This is a genomic window from Enterobacter huaxiensis (assembly GCF_003594935.2).
Lineage (GTDB): Bacteria > Pseudomonadota > Gammaproteobacteria > Enterobacterales > Enterobacteriaceae > Enterobacter > Enterobacter huaxiensis.
The window spans coordinates 2,322,053-2,340,040 of the sequence record NZ_CP043342.1 but is presented as its reverse complement, the minus strand read 5'-3'; the positions used below and the strand labels follow the sequence as shown (position 1 = coordinate 2,340,040).

13 protein-coding genes are annotated in these 17,988 nt (G+C 58.9%); 7 read left to right on the top strand and 6 right to left on the bottom strand.

Annotated elements, in window-relative coordinates:
* Window positions 1-71: 71 nt before the first annotated feature.
* The gene (locus D5067_RS11220; RefSeq protein ID WP_119936583.1) at window positions 72-1,559 is read right to left on the bottom strand and encodes an MFS transporter; all 1,488 of its coding nucleotides are present in this window, start codon (window positions 1,557-1,559) and stop codon (window positions 72-74) included.
* A 116-nt stretch (window positions 1,560-1,675) separates the two neighbouring features.
* On the opposite strand from D5067_RS11220, the gene D5067_RS11215 reads away from it, so the two are divergent.
* The 6 genes from D5067_RS11215 to narI all read left to right on the top strand — a co-directional run bounded on the left by D5067_RS11215 (window position 1,676) and on the right by narI (window position 10,569).
* Window positions 1,676-2,251: a TetR family transcriptional regulator gene (locus D5067_RS11215; protein ID WP_119936741.1), complete on the top strand. Its 576-nt coding sequence runs from the start codon at window positions 1,676-1,678 to the stop codon at window positions 2,249-2,251.
* 211 nt (window positions 2,252-2,462) lie between these two features.
* Entirely contained in the window at window positions 2,463-3,848 is a 1,386-nt protein-coding gene (locus D5067_RS11210; RefSeq protein WP_119936582.1) for a NarK family nitrate/nitrite MFS transporter, read from the top strand.
* Between the two features lie 67 nt (window positions 3,849-3,915).
* Window positions 3,916-7,656: a nitrate reductase subunit alpha gene (locus D5067_RS11205; protein ID WP_119936581.1), complete on the top strand. Its 3,741-nt coding sequence runs from the start codon at window positions 3,916-3,918 to the stop codon at window positions 7,654-7,656.
* Window positions 7,653-9,197 (top strand): nitrate reductase subunit beta, encoded by a 1,545-nt coding sequence (narH, locus tag D5067_RS11200; protein WP_119936580.1) that lies wholly within the window; start codon window positions 7,653-7,655, stop codon window positions 9,195-9,197. Before D5067_RS11205 ends, narH begins: the two co-directional genes overlap by 4 nt.
* Entirely contained in the window at window positions 9,197-9,892 is a 696-nt protein-coding gene (gene narW / locus D5067_RS11195) for a nitrate reductase molybdenum cofactor assembly chaperone (RefSeq protein WP_119936579.1), read from the top strand. Before narH ends, narW begins: the two co-directional genes overlap by 1 nt.
* The gene (gene narI / locus D5067_RS11190; RefSeq protein WP_119936578.1) at window positions 9,889-10,569 is read left to right on the top strand and encodes a respiratory nitrate reductase subunit gamma; all 681 of its coding nucleotides are present in this window, start codon (window positions 9,889-9,891) and stop codon (window positions 10,567-10,569) included. The genes narW and narI overlap by 4 nt, the downstream gene beginning before the upstream one ends.
* A gap of 119 nt (window positions 10,570-10,688) precedes the next feature.
* On the opposite strand, the gene nhoA is transcribed toward narI, so the two are convergent.
* From nhoA to D5067_RS11170, 4 genes are all read right to left on the bottom strand, one after another.
* The gene (gene nhoA / locus D5067_RS11185) at window positions 10,689-11,534 is read right to left on the bottom strand and encodes an N-hydroxyarylamine O-acetyltransferase (protein ID WP_119936577.1); all 846 of its coding nucleotides are present in this window, start codon (window positions 11,532-11,534) and stop codon (window positions 10,689-10,691) included.
* 71 nt (window positions 11,535-11,605) lie between these two features.
* Window positions 11,606-13,261, bottom strand: a complete 1,656-nt coding sequence (locus D5067_RS11180) for an ABC transporter permease (protein WP_119936576.1) — start codon at window positions 13,259-13,261, stop codon at window positions 11,606-11,608.
* 39 nt (window positions 13,262-13,300) lie between these two features.
* Window positions 13,301-14,269 (bottom strand): ABC transporter substrate-binding protein, encoded by a 969-nt coding sequence (locus tag D5067_RS11175; protein WP_119936575.1) that lies wholly within the window; start codon window positions 14,267-14,269, stop codon window positions 13,301-13,303.
* The gene (locus tag D5067_RS11170) at window positions 14,266-14,958 is read right to left on the bottom strand and encodes an ABC transporter ATP-binding protein (protein ID WP_119936574.1); all 693 of its coding nucleotides are present in this window, start codon (window positions 14,956-14,958) and stop codon (window positions 14,266-14,268) included. The genes D5067_RS11175 and D5067_RS11170 overlap by 4 nt, the downstream gene beginning before the upstream one ends.
* A 135-nt stretch (window positions 14,959-15,093) precedes the next feature.
* Between D5067_RS11170 and D5067_RS11165 the strand changes: the two genes are divergently transcribed.
* Window positions 15,094-15,666, top strand: a complete 573-nt coding sequence (locus tag D5067_RS11165; protein ID WP_119936573.1) for a flavin reductase family protein — start codon at window positions 15,094-15,096, stop codon at window positions 15,664-15,666.
* Between the two features lie 62 nt (window positions 15,667-15,728).
* On the opposite strand, the gene fusA is transcribed toward D5067_RS11165, so the two are convergent.
* Window positions 15,729-17,828, bottom strand: a complete 2,100-nt coding sequence (gene fusA / locus D5067_RS11160; protein ID WP_119936572.1) for an elongation factor G — start codon at window positions 17,826-17,828, stop codon at window positions 15,729-15,731.
* Between the last annotated feature and the right edge of the window lie 160 nt (window positions 17,829-17,988).

Sequence of the window (17,988 nt, the reverse complement as noted above, 5' to 3'; positions counted from 1 at the left end):
CGGCTTCGCCTTACCCGGCCTACTTTCACTACCCCTCTCCCACTGGGAGAGGGAACGCCAGCAGGCGTGTTTTACTGTTTTGGCACCTTCGCCAGGCTAAACCAAATCCCCACCGCCAGCATCAGCAGCATCGCGCCAGCGCTGCCGAGCGCGACGCTGTGGGAGGTGATAAACGCCGCTTTCGCCGCCTCAATCACCGACTCTGCAAGCGAAGGCGTGAGATCCTGCGCGACCTTGACCGCCTCACCAATCGATGACGAGGCTTTATCGACTAGCGACGCGTTCAGCCCCTGCGGCAGTTCAATTGACGCCGAGAAGCTGCGGGTCAACAGCAGGCCGAAAATCGCGATCCCCAGACCGGCGCCCAGCTCATAGGACATGGTTTCAATCGCCCCGGCGGCGGCCGCTTTTTCCTTCGGTGCAGCGGCCATAATGGCTGACGTGGAGGCCAACAGCGCGCTGGCGGCGCTAAAGCCGAGCAGCACCATCAGGGCCGATGCCAGCAGCTGCTGGCTGCTGAAATCAAGCATCGAAAGGCCGATAAAGCTCACCGCGCTTAGCCCCATGCCGCCCGCCGCCACAATCCGCAGGCCGAGACGCCCGACCAGCACGCCGGCAATCGGCCCGCTGAACCCGCTGGCGACCATCAACGGCAGCATAAACATGCCGGCCTCAAACGGCGTAAAGCCGTGGACAAACTGCAGCTCCTGCGCCATCAGCAGCTCAAAGCCCACCAGCGCAATCATGGCCGTCATCGCCATCACCACGCCGCTGAGAATGATGCGATGACAGAACAAACGCATGTCGATCATCGGCACACGGGCGCGTAGCTGAATGCGCACAAAGACAAACAGCAGTACCGCCCCGGTGAGCAGCGTACCGGCCACCAGCCACGGCGACAGTGCGCCTTTCAGCGCCGTTTTCGCGCTGTAAACCAGCAGCAGAATTGCCACAATCAGCATGATCGCGTGGCTTATATTGAGCGGCTGTTCAGGCCGTCCCTGCTGGGCGGGTACGAAGCGCGCGGCAAGTGTTACCACCACCAGCACGATCGGCACGTTGATTAAAAACACCGAGCCCCAGTAGAAGTGCTCAAGCAGCATGCCGCCAATCAAAGGACCAAACGCCGCCCCGCCGGATCCCACCGCCGCCCACACGCCGAGCGCAATATTGCGATCCCGCACGTCGACAAACAGCGTGCGGATCCCCGCCAGCGTGGCGGGAATAATCATCGCTGCACCGATTGCCAGCGACGCGCGCGCGGCAATCAGCCAGCCCGCAGACGAGGCAAAGGCCGCCGCCAGCGACGACAGGCCAAATAAAGTGCTGCCAATCATCAGCAGGCGCTTAAAGCCGATGCGGTCGCCCAGGGCGCCCATCGGCAAAACCATCCCCGCCATCACCAGCGAGTAAATATCGATGATCCACAGCAATTCGTTGCCGCTGGCACCCAGCGTCATGCTCAAAGTCGGCGCAGCCACGTGCAGCACCGTCGCGTCAATCGCCACCGGAATATAGACCAGCACGATAATCACTAACGCTAACCACTGACGAAACATAAATTTCCTTTTCACTCAAAACCTGGACACATGTCCAGGACGCGATCCTACGTAAAGTTGAACACTTGTCCAGCTCTTTGTTACACTCGTTTCGTCCCCATTGAGAGTGAGTGAAAATGCGTTATCTGAGCAAGGACGAGCGGCGGGAAGAGATCTTACAGGCCGCCATGCGCGTGGCGCTGGCCGAAGGGCTGTCGGGAATGACGGTTCGGCGCATTGCCGCCGAAGCCGGCGTCGCAACCGGGCAGGTCCACCACCATTTCGCCTCCGGCGGCGAGCTAAAATCACTGGCCTTCATTCGCATCATCCGCGAGTTACTGGATGCCGAGGTGGTGGGCGAAAACGCCACCTGGCGCGAGCGTCTGCACGCGATGCTCGGCAGCGATGAGGGCGGTTTAGAACCCTACATCCGCCTGTGGCGAGAAGCGCAGATCCTCGCCAGCCGCGATCCTGAAATGAAGGGCGCATACGTTCTGACGATGGAAATGTGGCATCAGGAGACGGTCGCCATTATCCACGCAGGACACAAGGCTGGCGTATTTACCCTTACCGACCGGGCAGAAAATATCGCCTGGCGCTTAATTGGGCTGGTATGCGGCCTCGACGGTATTTACGTTTTAAATATGCCGGACATGGACGATGCGGCATTTAATAAGCATCTGGATAAACTTATCGGCCTTGAATTGTTTTAATACTCCTCTTGGAGTATTAATTCTCGAACATAGTTACAATTAGTAACACATAAAGCGATCCCTTATACCCATTCCAATCTCAGGGGTTCGCTTTTTTATCTATCCTTTCTGAAGCATCCCAAAACATCCAATAATTTCCACACCCAGACAGCTAGACATCTGGCTGTTTTATTTGTCTTTTTTCCTTCTTTCAGGCAAGTACGAGGGCGATATGTCACAACAAAGTGAGAAGAATAATCATTATCTGTTGAGTAACTGGAAACCGGAAAACGCACAATTCTGGGAGAATAAAGGGAAACATATTGCACGAAGAAACCTTTGGATTTCGGTTGCTTGTCTGCTGTTAGCCTTCTGCGTATGGATGTTATTTAGTGCCGTTGCGGTGAATCTAAATAAGGTGGGATTTAATTTCACCACCGATCGGCTATTTATGCTAACGGCATTACCCTCTCTGTCAGGCGCTATTTTACGCGTCCCCTACTCCTTCATGGTGCCGATATTTGGCGGGCGCTACTGGACGGTATTAAGCACCGTGATCCTGATTATTCCCTGCGTCTGGCTGGGGATCGCCATTCAGAACACCGCGACGCCGTACTGGGTGTTTATTACGATCGCGTTGCTCTGCGGCTTTGCGGGCGCCAACTTTGCCTCAAGCATGGGCAACATCAGCTTCTTCTTCCCGAAATCTAAACAGGGCAGCGCGCTGGGCATTAACGGCGGGCTCGGTAACCTGGGCGTCAGCGTCATGCAGATGGTCGCGCCGCTGGTGATTTTCCTGCCCATGTTCAGCTTCCTCGGCGTGCACGGCGTCCCGCAGGATGACGGCTCAACCCTGTGGCTGGCCAACGCGGCCTGGATCTGGGCGCCTCTCCTGCTGTTGGCAACCGTTGCCGCGTTCTTTGGCATGAACGATATCGCCAGCTCTAAGGCGTCCATTGCCAGCCAGCTTCCGGTTCTGAAGCGTTTTCACCTTTGGCTCCTGAGCCTGCTCTATCTCGCCACCTTCGGCTCGTTTATCGGCTTTTCTGCCGGCTTTGCCATGCTGTCGAAAACCCAGTTTCCTGACGTGAATATCCTCCACCTCGCCTTCTTCGGGCCGTTGATTGGCGCGCTGGCGCGTTCGGCCGGGGGGATGATCTCCGACAGGCTCGGCGGCGTGCGCGTGACGCTGATTAACTTCGTCTTTATGGCCGCGTTCAGCGCCCTGATTTTCCTGACGCTGCCGGGCTCCGGTTCCGGCAGCTTTATCGCCTTCTATCTGGTCTTTATGGGGCTGTTTCTCACCGCCGGGTTAGGCAGCGGCTCAACCTTCCAGATGATCGCCGTTATCTTCCGCCAAATCACGATCGCCCGCGTGAAGCAGCAGGGTGGCACCGACGAGCAGGCGCAGCACGAAGCGGTGACCGAGACGGCCGCAGCGCTGGGCTTTATCTCGGCTATTGGTGCCGTCGGCGGGTTCTTCATTCCGAAAGCCTTTGGCACCTCGCTGGCCATGACAGGTTCGCCGGTCGGCGCCATGAAAATCTTCCTCGTGTTTTACATCGTCTGTGTGTTCGTGACCTGGCTGGTGTATGGCCGCAAATCCGCAAAAAAATAATAACTACATTACCGCCGGAGCGTAATGCAGCCCCCTCCGGCTATGCTCTCGAAGCAGGAGAAATGTCATGAGTAAACTGTTGGACCGCTTTCGTTATTTCAAAACCAAAGGCGACAGCTTCGCCAACGGGCACGGGCAGGTGTACAACACCAACCGTGACTGGGAAGACAGTTATCGCCAGCGCTGGCAGTTTGACAAAATTGTGCGATCCACCCATGGCGTTAACTGTACCGGCTCCTGCAGCTGGAAAATTTATGTCAAGAACGGGCTGGTCACCTGGGAAACCCAGCAGACCGACTACCCGCGCACCCGCCCTGACCTGCCCAACCACGAGCCGCGCGGCTGCCCGCGTGGCGCAAGCTACTCGTGGTATCTTTACAGCGCCAACCGTCTCAAATACCCGCTGGTGCGCCGCAGGCTGATTGAACTCTGGCGCGAGGCGCTGGCACAGCATAACGATCCCGTACTGGCCTGGGATGCGATTCAGAGCGATCCGCAAAAAACGCAAAGCTACAAGCAGGCGCGCGGCCGCGGCGGTTTCATCCGCTCAAGCTGGAAAGAGCTGAACCAGCTAATTGCCGCCGCTAACGTCTGGACCATCAAAAACTACGGCCCGGATCGCGTGGCCGGCTTCTCGCCGATCCCGGCGATGTCGATGGTCTCCTACGCCGCCGGTACGCGCTACCTCTCCCTGCTCGGGGGCACCTGCCTGAGCTTCTATGACTGGTACTGCGACCTCCCGCCCGCGTCGCCGATGACCTGGGGCGAGCAGACCGACGTTCCGGAGTCCGCCGACTGGTACAACTCCAGCTATATCATCGCCTGGGGCTCAAACGTGCCGCAGACGCGCACGCCGGACGCCCACTTTTTCACCGAGGTTCGCTACAAGGGCACCAAGACCGTTGCCATCACGCCGGACTTCTCTGAGGTCGCCAAGCTGAGCGACCAGTGGCTGGCGCCAAAACAGGGCACCGACAGCGCGCTGGCGATGGCGATGGGCCACGTGATCCTCAAAGAGTTCCACCTCGATAACCCGAGCGACTACTTCCTCAACTACTGCCGCCGCTACACCGACATGCCGATGCTGGTGCTGCTGGACGAGCAGGAGGACGGTCGCGTGGTGCCGGGGCGTATGCTGCGCGCCTCCGACCTGGCCGACGGCCTCGGCGAGGCCAATAACCCGGAGTGGAAAACCATCGCTTTCGACGTAGCCGGTAATCTGGTGGTGCCGAACGGCTCGATTGGCTTCCGGTGGGGAGAAAAAGGCAAATGGAACCTCGAGTCGCTGGCCGCAGGCCAGGAAACCGAGCTGACCCTCTCCCTGCTGATCACCCACGACAGCGTGGCGGATGTCGCCTTCCCCTACTTTGGCGGCAATGAAAACCCGCACTTCCGCAGCGTGAAGCAGGAGCCGGTACTCACGCGCCGGGTGCCGAGCAAAACCCTGACGCTCGCCGACGGCAGCCAGAGACGCGTTGTCAGCGTGTACGATCTTGTGCTGGCAAACTACGGCCTGGATCGCGGTCTGGAAGACAGCAACGCGGCGGGCAGCTACGCAGAAATTAAGGCCTATACCCCGGCCTGGGGCGAGCAAATCACCGGCGTACCTGCTTATCTGATTGAAAAAATCGCCCGCGAGTTTGCCGACACGGCGCACAAAACCCACGGCCGTTCGATGATCATCCTCGGTGCCGGTGTGAACCACTGGTACCACATGGACATGAACTACCGCGGCATGATCAACATGCTGGTCTTCTGCGGCTGCGTCGGGCAGAGCGGCGGCGGCTGGTCGCACTACGTCGGTCAGGAAAAGCTGCGCCCGCAGACCGGGTGGCTGCCGCTGGCCTTCGCGCTGGACTGGAACCGTCCGCCGCGCCAGATGAACAGCACCTCGTACTTCTATAACCACGCCAGCCAGTGGCGCTATGAAAAGCTGACCGCGCAGGAGCTGCTTTCTCCGCTAGCGGACGCCTCGAAATTCACCGGCCACCTGATCGACTTCAACGTCCGCGCCGAGCGCATGGGCTGGCTGCCGTCTGCCCCGCAGCTCAACCTTAACCCGCTGCACGTGAAGGCGCGCGCCGAAGCAGCAGGCATGACCCCGCAGGACTACACCGTTCAGGCATTGAAATCGGGCGATATCCGCTTCGCCTGCGAACAGCCTGACAACGGTAAAAACCACCCGCGTAACCTGTTCGTGTGGCGCTCTAACCTGCTCGGCTCGTCCGGGAAAGGCCATGAGTACATGCTGAAATACCTGCTCGGCACCGAGAGCGGTATTCAGGGTGAAGATTTGGGCTCGACCGATGACGTCAAGCCTGAAGAAGTGGAGTGGCAAACGAAAGCCATCGAAGGCAAGCTCGATCTGCTGGTGACGCTCGACTTCCGCATGTCCAGCACCTGCCTGTTCTCGGATATTGTGCTGCCGACCGCCACCTGGTACGAAAAAGACGACATGAATACCTCGGATATGCATCCGTTTATTCACCCGCTCTCCGCCGCCGTCGATCCGGCGTGGGAATCGCGCAGCGACTGGGAGATCTACAAGGGCCTCGCCAAAGTATTCTCCGAGATCTGCATCGGCCATCTGGGTACCGAAACCGACGTGGTGCTGCAGCCGCTGCAGCACGACTCCCCGGCAGAACTGTCTCAGCCGTTTGATATTCAGGACTGGCGCAAGGGCGAGTGTGACCTCCTCCCTGGAAAAACCGCCCCGAGCATTGCCGTCGTTGAACGTAACTATCCCGAAACCTACGAGCGCTTTACCTCGCTCGGCCCGCTGCTGGACAAACTCGGCAACGGCGGGAAAGGCATTTCGTGGAATACGCAGAACGAGGTCGATTTCCTCGGCAAGCTGAACTACGTCAAGCTCGACGGCCCGGCCAAGGGCCGCCCGCGCATTGAAACCGCAATTGACGCCTCCGAGGTGATCCTCGCCCTCGCGCCAGAAACCAACGGCCAGGTGGCGGTGAAGGCCTGGGAAGCGCTTGGACAGCTTACCGGACGCGACCATACCCATTTAGCGCTGAACAAAGAAGATGAGAAAATCCGCTTCCGCGATATCCAGGCGCAGCCGCGCAAAATCATCTCCAGCCCGACGTGGTCCGGTCTTGAGAGCGAGCACGTCTCCTATAACGCGGGCTACACCAACGTGCACGAGCTGATCCCGTGGCGCACCCTTTCCGGTCGTCAGCAGCTGTATCAGGACCACGCCTGGATGCGCGCCTTCGGGGAGAGTCTGGTGGCCTACCGTCCGCCGATTGATACCCGCAGCGTTACCCATATGCGCGAGATCCCGCCGAACGGCTTCCCGGAGAAAGCGCTGAACTTCCTGACGCCGCACCAGAAGTGGGGCATCCACTCCACCTACAGCGAAAACCTGCTGATGCAGACGCTGTCGCGCGGCGGGCCGATCGTCTGGATCAGCGAGACCGACGCGCGTGAATTAGACATCGAAGATAACGACTGGATCGAAGCCTTCAACGCCAACGGCGCCCTCACCGCCCGCGCGGTGGTCAGCCAGCGCGTGCCGCCGGGCATGACCATGATGTATCACGCCCAGGAGCGCATCCTGAATATCCCGGGTTCAGAGGTAACGGGACGGCGCGGCGGGATCCACAACTCGGTGACGCGCATCTGCCCTAAACCCACGCACATGATTGGCGGCTACGCGCAGCTGGCGTACAGCTTCAACTATTACGGCACCGTCGGCTCCAACCGCGACGAGTTCATCATGATCCGCAAAATGAAAAACATTAACTGGCTGGATGGCGAAGGTCGGGATCAGGTACAGGAGGCGAAAAAATGAAAATACGCTCACAGGTTGGCATGGTACTTAATCTCGATAAATGCATTGGGTGTCACACCTGCTCGGTCACCTGTAAGAACGTCTGGACCGGGCGCGAAGGCATGGAATATGCGTGGTTTAACAACGTCGAAACCAAGCCGGGGATCGGCTACCCGAAAAACTGGGAAGATCAGGACGAGTGGCAAGGCGGCTGGATCCGCGGCATTCACGGCAAACTCACTCCGCGTCTTGGCAGCAGGCTCGGCGTACTGTCGAAGATTTTTGCTAACCCCGTCATGCCGCAAATTGACGATTACTATGAACCTTTCACCTTTGACTATCAGGATCTGCACCGCGCGCCGGAAGGCGATCATCTGCCTACCGCCCGGCCCCGCTCGCTCATTGACGGCAAACGGATGGACAAAATCGTCTGGGGGCCAAACTGGGAGGAGCTGCTGGGCGGCGAGTTCGAAAAGCGCGCCCGCGACCGCAACTTCCAGAAGATCCAGAAAGAGATGTACGGCCAGTTCGAAAACACCTTCATGATGTACCTGCCGCGCCTGTGCGAGCACTGTCTGAACCCGAGCTGTGCCGCGACCTGTCCGAGCGGCGCGATTTACAAGCGCGAAGAGGACGGCATCGTGCTAATCGACCAGGATAAATGCCGCGGCTGGCGCCTGTGCATCAGCGGCTGTCCGTACAAGAAAATCTACTTTAACTGGAAGAGCGGCAAGTCGGAAAAATGCATCTTCTGCTATCCGCGTATTGAATCCGGCCAGCCGACCGTCTGCTCCGAAACCTGCGTTGGGCGCATACGCTATCTCGGCGTGCTGCTTTATGACGCAGACCGCATTGAAGAAGCGGCGAGCACCGAGCGAGAAACCGATCTGTACGAGCGCCAGTGCGACGTGTTCCTGGACCCGCACGACCCGGCAATAATTGAAGAAGCGGTGAAACAGGGCATTCCGCAGAACGTGATTGATGCCGCCCAGCGTTCACCGGTTTATAAACTGGCGATGGACTGGAAGCTGGCCCTGCCGCTGCACCCGGAATACCGCACCCTGCCGATGGTCTGGTACGTTCCGCCGCTGTCACCGATTCAGTCCTACGCCGACGCGGGTGGCCTGCCGATGAGCGACGGCGTGCTTCCGGCCGTTGAGAACCTGCGTATTCCGGTGCAGTACCTTGCCAACATGCTCAGCGCGGGCGATACCGGCCCGGTGCTGCGTGCCCTTAAGCGCATGATGGCAATGCGTCACTACAAACGCTCTCAGACCGTTGAAGGCGTGACCGACACCCGCGCTATTGAAGAGGTGGGCCTGACCGAAGCCCAGGTTGAGGAGATGTATCGCTATCTGGCCATTGCCAACTACGAAGACCGCTTCGTGATCCCGACCAGCCACCGTGAAATGGCGCGCGACGCCTTCCCGGAGAAAAACGGCTGCGGCTTTACCTTTGGCGACGGCTGCCACGGCTCCGACACCAAATTTAACCTCTTCAACAGCAGCCGCATCGACGCGATCAACATCACCGAGGTGCGCGAACACGGGGAGGGAGAATAATGCAGATCCTTAAAATCATCGCGCTGCTCATTGAGTATCCCGATGAACTGCTCTGGGAAAATCGCGATGAAGCCCTTGCCCTGGTTGAACAGGACGCGCCGATGCTGCTGCCGTTCGCGCAGCAGCACCTGAGCGCCCCGCTGCTGGACAAGCAGGCCGAATGGTGTGAAGTATTTGAACGCGGGCGCGCGACCTCGCTGCTGTTGTTTGAGCACGTTCACGCCGAGTCCCGCGATCGCGGACAGGCGATGGTCGATCTGATGAGCCAGTACGAGAAAGCCGGACTGGAGCTGGACTGCCGCGAGCTGCCGGACTATCTGCCGCTTTACCTTGAGTATCTCAGCATCGTTACCGACGACGAGGCGCGAGAGGGCCTGCAAAACGTTGCGCCTATCCTGGCGCTGATTGGCGGACGCCTTAAGCAGCGCGCGGTGGCACAGTATCAACTTTTTGACGCCCTTCTGACGCTGGCGGGAACGCGGCTTACCAGCGACAGCGTGGCGAAACAGGTTTCAGGTGAAAAGCGGGATGACACCCGTCAGGCGCTTGACGCCGTCTGGGAAGAGGAACAGGTGAAGTTTATCGAAGACAACGCGACGGCGTGCGACACCTCGCCGATGCAGCAATATCAACGACGCTTTAGCCAGGACGTCGCGCCGCAGTACGTGGACGTCAGCGCCGGAGGCCCAAAATGATGCACTACCTCAACGTGTTTTTTTATGACATTTACCCCTATATCTGCGCGACCGTTTTCTTCCTCGGCAGCTGGTTGCGCTATGACTACGGCCAGTACACCTGGCGCGCATCGTCCAGCCAGCTGCTGAGCAAGCGCGGGATGAACTGGGCGTCCAACCTGTTTCATATCGGGATCCTGGGGATATTCTTCGGGCACCTGTTCGGGATGCTGACCCCGCACTGGATGTACGCCTGGTTTTTACCCGTTGCCGTGAAACAGCAGCTGGCCATGATGGCGGGCGGCGTCTGCGGCGTGCTGACCCTGGTTGGCGGCTCTATGCTGCTCTACCGCCGCCTGTTCAACCAGCGCGTAAGAGCCACGTCCACCACGCCCGATATCATTATCATGAGCATTCTGCTGATCCAGTGCATCCTGGGGCTTACTACGATCCCCTTCTCAGCGCAGTATCCCGACGGAAGCGAGATGATGAAGCTGGTCGGCTGGGCGCAGGGTATCGTGACCTTCAAAGGCGGCTCGTCTGAGATGTTAAGCGGCGTTGCCCCGATTTTCCGCCTTCACCTGGTGCTGGGAATGACCATCTTCCTGATCTTCCCGTTCACGCGTCTCGTACACGTGTGGAGCGCGCCGTTTGAGTATTTTACCCGCCGGTACCAGGTAGTGAGATCGCGCCGCTAGTGTGTCGGGTGGCGTGGTAAACGTAGAACGGCAACCTTCGTTGCCGTTGTTATGTTTGCCCCCTCTGCCTGTGGGAGAGGGCCCGGGTGAGGGCATCAGCCCCTACGGTCCACTATTGCCTATTTTCCCGCCTGCGGATGCGTTTCAAACCCCGCCATGACGGCCGTGAGCTCGGCCAGAGAAAAGCCGTGTTTCGGGTCGTCAACGCCCAGCCCAAAACGTTCCTGCATGAGGGCGTAAAGCGCCTCAGCATCGGCCAGATGAATCTGCTCTTCTACGTGACCGTTCAGCCAGTGGGTAAAGTTAAAGTTGGTCAGCGTCAGCTTGCCGCCGTCCGGCAGATGGCGACACATCAACAGATGATGACGGAAATGGGACTGCGGCCAGTGGGCCGACCAGAAGTTCCCCATTACGTAGTCGTTGAAGTACTGCGTCACAAGGTCAAAATGGTACATTGACTGCCAGTGTTCGTGGTGGCGGAACTGCAGCACCCAGTCGTTCCCTTCGCTCAGAAGACGATAAAGACCGTGCGGTGTTTCCTGCTCCTCGTTGGCAGCCAGGCGAATCGGTGCCGTCAGCGTCTGCCCGCCAAAGCCAACGTCGGCAATCCAGCGCTCTCCGTTCAGCTCCACGAGCAGCAGCCTGTGCGTGCGCGGCGGCATTTGCGGTGGATTGGCCAAAACCACGCGACCCAGCACGCTGCGCACCGTAAACCCCACCTCGCGCAGCACGCGCTCGAAAAGCCCGTTTTGCTCAAAGCAGTATCCGCCACGACGTGACGCCACCAGCTTGTCCACCAGGCTTTGATCGTCCAGGTGAATTTCACGCGGCAATACGACATCAATATTCTCGAAGGGGATCGCGCAGTTGTGGTGTAAATGCAGCGCGCGCAGGGTGTCGATATCCACCTGTACGGGGTGTTGCCAGCCCGTGCGGGCAAAATAAGCACTCAGAAATGGGGACATGATTCGCTCCTTGATGTGATATTCCCTGTTTATAAACTATTTTCTCACGCCCACATGCGCAAAAGTGCTTTTTAATGTCGCGTGTTACGCTGCATTATGCCAAGGGCGCTTAGCATCAACACCAGCCCGGTAAGCAGCGTCAGCGTCGCCATTGCCATACCCTGTCCAACCGACCCTTGCTCAAACTGACGCCAGATAAACACCGACACCGTCTGGGTGCCCGCCGGGGCCAGCAGCAGAGAGGTCACCAGCTCGCGCGAGGCAATCGCGAATACCATCAGCATCGCCGCCAGCAGCGCGGGCGACACCAGCGGCATAACGATAAACCGCAAGGCCTGAAACGCCGAAGCCCCATGGACGCGTGCGGCGGGCTCAAGATTCCCCCCCAGCTGACGAAGCGCACTGCCTACGTATCGCACCGGCCACGGTAGCAGCAGGCAGCAATAGGAAAGCAGCAGAATAACCCAGGTGTTGTAAGGCGAGATCGGCCAGAAGGCGCGGTTCCAGAGCAGGATCAGCCCGACGCCGACCACGATACCCGGCAGCGCGGCTGGCATCAGCGACAGCGCATCCATTACGCCGCGCCCTTTTATTTTCTGCACCACCACCAGCCATGAGGCCAGCAGGCCGACGGCCCCGGTAATAAGAGCAGTAGCCAGCGCCAGCGACAAGCTGGTTCCGAGGGCGGAAAGTGCATCCCCCTGCTGGCTAAACAGCGCCCTGTAGTGTGACAATGTCACGTTCTCGAGCGTCACGCCCCCTGATAATGTTCCCAGCACGCCGGATAACGCCATCGATATTCCGGGCAGGATCGCGGTGAGAATGCCCACTGCAGCTAACAGCATTACACTCGGCAGCGTAAAAACGCCTGCATCCGCGCCCGTATTTTCCGTAGGTTTGCCGGTAATGCTGGTAACGTCGTGATGACCGGTCAGCTTTTTTTGTATCGCCCAGGCGCTAAGCGCGATAACCACCAGCACCACGGAGAGCATGGATGCTCCGGACAGATCGACCGGCCAGTCGGCCAGCTTCTTTTCGATATCCGTCGTTACCATCAGCACGCCGGCTCGGGTACCGAGCGCGGCGGGCACGCCGAACTCCTCAATGGCCAGGGTAAACGCCAGCAGCATCCCCGCGGCCAGCGACGGCGACAGCATAGGCAGCGTGATATGGCAGAACGCCCTTCCCGCGCTTGCGCCGTGCACGCGCGCGACCAGCGCCAGACGCTGCCCGCTCGCCAGCAGGCTGCGCGAGACGGCAAAATAGACTACCGGAAAAATATTCAACGCCATCACCAGCACGATCCCGGTTTTGCTGAACAGCAGATCGTTAAGGTTGATACCGGTGAGCTGCTGCAAATACCCGTTGGTTTGCAGCACCAGCATCCAGGAAAGCGCCGCGATATAAGGCGGCGTGAGAAACGGGATCAAAAACAGCACGTCCCAGAGTCGCGGCAGCGGCAGGTTCAGCAGGCCGCGCGCGACGCCGAGGGGAAAACCGATGAGCGCACTGACCAGCGCGACGCCGATCCCCACCTGAAGCGTGCCGCCGAGCATTGTGGGCAGCTGCGGTTCAGCAAGGAGCGTCTGCACGCCGCTAAATGCGCCGGTTAAAACTCCCGCGCTGAACTGCGGAAACACCGCCTGCAGCGCGATAAACGACAACGGTAACCCCACCAGCACAACCAGCAGCGTCAGCGTCATCACCGACAACATTCGTTGATTCACAGGGCAATCCTGAAGACGGGGTTACCCCCGTCGGTTGAATTACAGGGAGAAAATCGCGTTGAAGCGCTTGAGGATATCGCTGCGCGCGCTGGCGCCGTCGCTTTTTGTGGGCAGCACGTTCAGCTCGTTAAGCAGCGGGCGCCTGGCTTTGACGTCTTCACGTGCCGGCATAAGCCAGGCATCGGCAACCATCGCCTGACCTTCTGGAGACAAAACATAATCTATGAAGGCTTTCGCATCGTCGGCGTGCTGCGTCGATTTGAGGATCATCATCGGGCGTGGCGCAATCACCGTACCGCTGGCCGGGAAGATCACCTTCAGGGATTCACCCTGATTGATGTTGCCAAAGGAGACGTAGTCAACCGCGCCAAACACGGCGGCCTTCGCGCCCTGCATCACCGGCGTAACCGCCTGCGCGTTCGGGCCGCTGACCACCATGCCGTTCTTTTTCAGCGCATCAAACAGCGCCCAGGCTTTATCACCCATGCCGTTTTGCAACCCGATCAGCAAATCAAGCGATGCGCCCGAAAGCGCCGGGTCAGGCGTCGTCACTTTGTCTTTAAACGCGTCGGTGGTCAGATCCTGCCACTCTTTCGGCTCCGGCGTACCGCTTTTTGTGTTCCAGACGATCCCCAGCGCCGAGACGCCCTGCGCGACGTAATCGGCAGATTTCAGATCGGCGGGTACCTTATCCGCATTCGCGCTCTGATACGGCAGCAGCCAGCCGCGCGCGTGCAAATCTTCGGCGGTGTCCCATGATGCAGAAATCAAAATATCGGCCTGTGGACTGGCCTGCTCCGCCTCCAGACGCGCCATCACCTTCCCGGTCGTTGCCTGGAAAATATCGACCTTCACGCCGGTTTTCTTTTCAAATCCGCTTGCCAGATTTTTAGCCAGCGAACCCGGACCGGCGGTGTACACCGTTAGCGCATGGGCGCTGGACATCATGACGGAAGATAACGCCATTGCGAGCAGAACTCCTTTTTTCACGGACATGGTGGCTTTCATGCAAACTCCCCTGAGGATGAAATCAAACTATCGGCAGCGACGCTGCCGGCAGATAAATGCACGATGCGATCGGCCAGGATTTCAGCCTCCCGGCGGTCGTGGGTCACATACACGGCGGTAGTTCCGAGCTGGCGCAGTAAGGTGGCCATCTCCTGACACAGCGATTCGCGCAATTCGCTGTCGAGGTTGGAAAGCGGCTCGTCAAAGAGGAGGATCCGGGGTTCGGCGACAATCGCGCGGGCCAGCGCCACGCGCTGCTGTTGTCCGCCGGAAAGCCCGGCCGGTTTGCGATCGGCAAACGCGCTCAGCCCTACGCGGGAGAGCGCCTGAGCAACGCGCGCGTCGCGTTCCTGACGGGGGATATTGCGCATCCTGAGCGGAAAGGCCACGTTCTGCGCCACCGTCATATGCGGCCAGAGCGCATAGTCCTGGAAGACCATGCCGATATCGCGCGCCTCCGGCGGCAGCGACCAGCCAGCTTTCGCAACCTGACGATCGCCGAAGAAAATGTCGCCCGCTGCTGGCTGGGTTAGCCCTGCCAGCAGCCGTAGCAGCGTACTTTTCCCGCAGCCCGATGGTCCCAGCAGCGCAACCACGCTGCCTGCCTCAATGTGCAGATCGATCTGATGTAAAACGGTATTCGACCCAAAAGCGTACGAGACGCTTTTGAGCGTTATGGAGGTCAGCATACTGTTATCCTCTTTGGGATTTACTGTCCGCCACTGTAGGGAGCGAGCGTGACGAAATTATGACGTTAATATTGCGTCTTGATTTCGGCTATCCTTGAGGCGCTTACTGCAAAAAACATATTGAAAGGAAAAACGATGAGCGCGTTTCGCCCTGTTGAATTAAAACATGCCAGCCGTTTACTGAATCATGGCCCGACGGTACTCATTACCAGCCGCGATGAGAGTATCGGCAGGCGTAACGTCATGGCCGCCGCGTGGTCGATGCCCGTCGAGTTTGAGCCGCCGCGCATTGCGATCGTGGTGGATAAAAGCGCCTGGTCGCGGGAGCTGATTGAGCGCAGCGGCACGTTTGGCATCGTCATTCCGGGGGTGGCGGCAGCGAACTGGACGTACGCCGTGGGCAGCGTCAGCGGGCGCGATGAAGATAAATTCAACTGCTACGGTATACCGGTTGTAAACGGGCCGGAGCTGGGCCTGCCGGTGATCGAAGAGAAATGCCTGGCGTGGATGGAGTGCCGGTTATTACCTGTAACCTCAGCGGCAGAGAAATACGATACGCTGTTTGGTGAAGTGGTCAGTGCGGCTGCCGATGAACGCGCGTTTGTGGCCGGAAGATGGCAGTTTGATGGGGATAAACTGAACACGCTGCACCATCTGGGAGCCGGAACGTTTGTGACGAGCGGGAAGATGGTGAAGGCGCTGGATTGACTGTGATAATTATAATAAAAAAACACATGACAGCCCAAAGGCTGTCATGTGCAGTTAATTAACTACTTCGCGCGCCGAGCAATAATTTCATCCGCCACATTTCGCGGTGCTTCCGCAAAGTGATGGAACTCCATCGTGTACGTCGCACGCCCCTGCGACATCGAGCGCAGCGTGGTGGCATAGCCAAACATCTCAGCCAGCGGTACGTCGGCGCGAATGATCTGGCTGCCGTACTGCTCGGCCATGCCCTGCACCATGCCGCGGCGGGAAGAGAGATCGCCCATAATGTTTCCGGCGTACTCTTCCGGCGTTTCCACCTCGACGTGCATCACGGGCTCCAGGATCGCCGGGTCCGCTCTGCGTGCACCCTCTTTAAAACCGAGGATAGCCGCCATGCGGAAGGCCATCTCCGAGGAGTCGACGTCGTGATACGAACCAAAGGTCAGGGTCGCTTTTACATCGACGACCGGATAGCCCGCCAGCACGCCCGAGTTCATGGCCTCGCGAAGCCCTTTTTCCACGGACGGAATGTACTCGCGCGGCACCACGCCGCCCTTGGTGGCATCTTCAAACGTGAAGCCGCTGCCGGGCTCCGTCGGCTCCAGGCTCAGCACCACGTGGCCGTACTGCCCTTTACCGCCGGACTGACGCACAAATTTGCCTTCGATATCCTTCACCGCTTTACGCAGCGTTTCGCGGTAGGTGACCTGCGGACGACCGATGTTCGCCTCGACACCAAACTCGCGCTTCATGCGGTCAACGATAATTTCCAGATGCAGCTCGCCCATTCCGGAGATAATCGTCTGGCCGGACTCTTCGTCAGTGTGCAGACGGAACGACGGATCTTCCGCCGCCAGACGCTGCAGCGCGAGGCCCATCTTCTCCTGATCGGCCTTGGTTTTCGGCTCGATCGCCAGAGAAATCACCGGGTCCGGGAACTCCATCCGTTCGAGCGTAATCACCGCGTTCGGGTCGGTTAGGGTGTCACCGGTGGTGACATCTTTCAGCCCAACGCAGGCCGCGATATCCCCCGCGCGCAGTTCGTCCACTTCATGACGATCGTTGGCGTGCATCAGCACAATACGCCCGATGCGCTCTTTTTTCCCTTTTACCGGGTTATACACCGCGTCGCCTTTTCTCAGCACGCCAGAGTAAACGCGGATGAAGGTCAGCTGCCCGACGTACGGGTCGCTCATCAGTTTGAACGCCAGCGCTGAGAAGGGTTCGTCATCGCTTGGGTGACGCTCCGCGTGCTGCCCTTTCTCATCCACACCGTCAATAGCGGGAACGTCCAGCGGAGAAGGCATTAGCTCGATAACCGCGTCAAGCATGCGCTGCACGCCTTTGTTTTTGAACGCGCTGCCGCACAGCATCGGCTGTATCTCGCCGGAAATGGTCCGAATACGCAGCCCCTGAATAATTTCGGCTTCATCGAGATCGCCCGTCTCCAGGTACTTATCCATCAGCGCATCGCTGGCTTCAGCCGCCGCGGAAACCATTTTTTCCCGCCACTCCTGCGCGGTAGTGAGCAAATCGTCAGGCACCGGCGCATAGCTAAACGCCATGCCCTGGGTGGCATCGTCCCAGAGAATGGTGCGCATCTTGATCAGATCCACCACGCCGGTGAAATGCTCTTCTGCCCCCACCGGGATCACAATCGGTACCGGATTGGCCTTCAGGCGCTCCTGCATCATCCGCACTACGCGGAAGAAATCCGCGCCCGGACGGTCCATCTTATTAACGAACGCGAGGCGCGGGACGTGGTATTTGTTGGCCTGACGCCACACCGTTTCGGACTGGGGCTGCACGCCACCAACCGAGTCATACACCATGACGGCGCCGTCAAGCACGCGCATGGAACGCTCCACCTCAATGGTGAAATCCACGTGCCCCGGGGTGTCGATAATGTTGATCCGGTGCGGTTCAAAGCCTCCGTCCATACCCGGCCAGAAGCAGCTTACGGCCGCGGAAGTAATGGTGATCCCGCGCTCTTGCTCCTGCGCCATCCAGTCGGTGGTTGCCGCGCCATCGTGTACTTCACCCAGCTTGTGGCTCATCCCGGTGTAAAACAGGATGCGCTCGGTAGTGGTTGTTTTGCCGGCATCGATATGCGCGGAGATACCGATGTTGCGATAACGTTCGAGGGGGATGGGTCGGGGCATGATATTTCCTTAAGTCTTTTGACTTGTCTGTGACGACCGGGATGGTCGCGTATTCGTTCGTTTGCTATAATAGTCTTATTGTACGAGTATTATCGAACTATTTTTTAACGGTTGGCCTATTGTTGATATAGCTCAATCTGACGTGAGACGCAGGAAAACG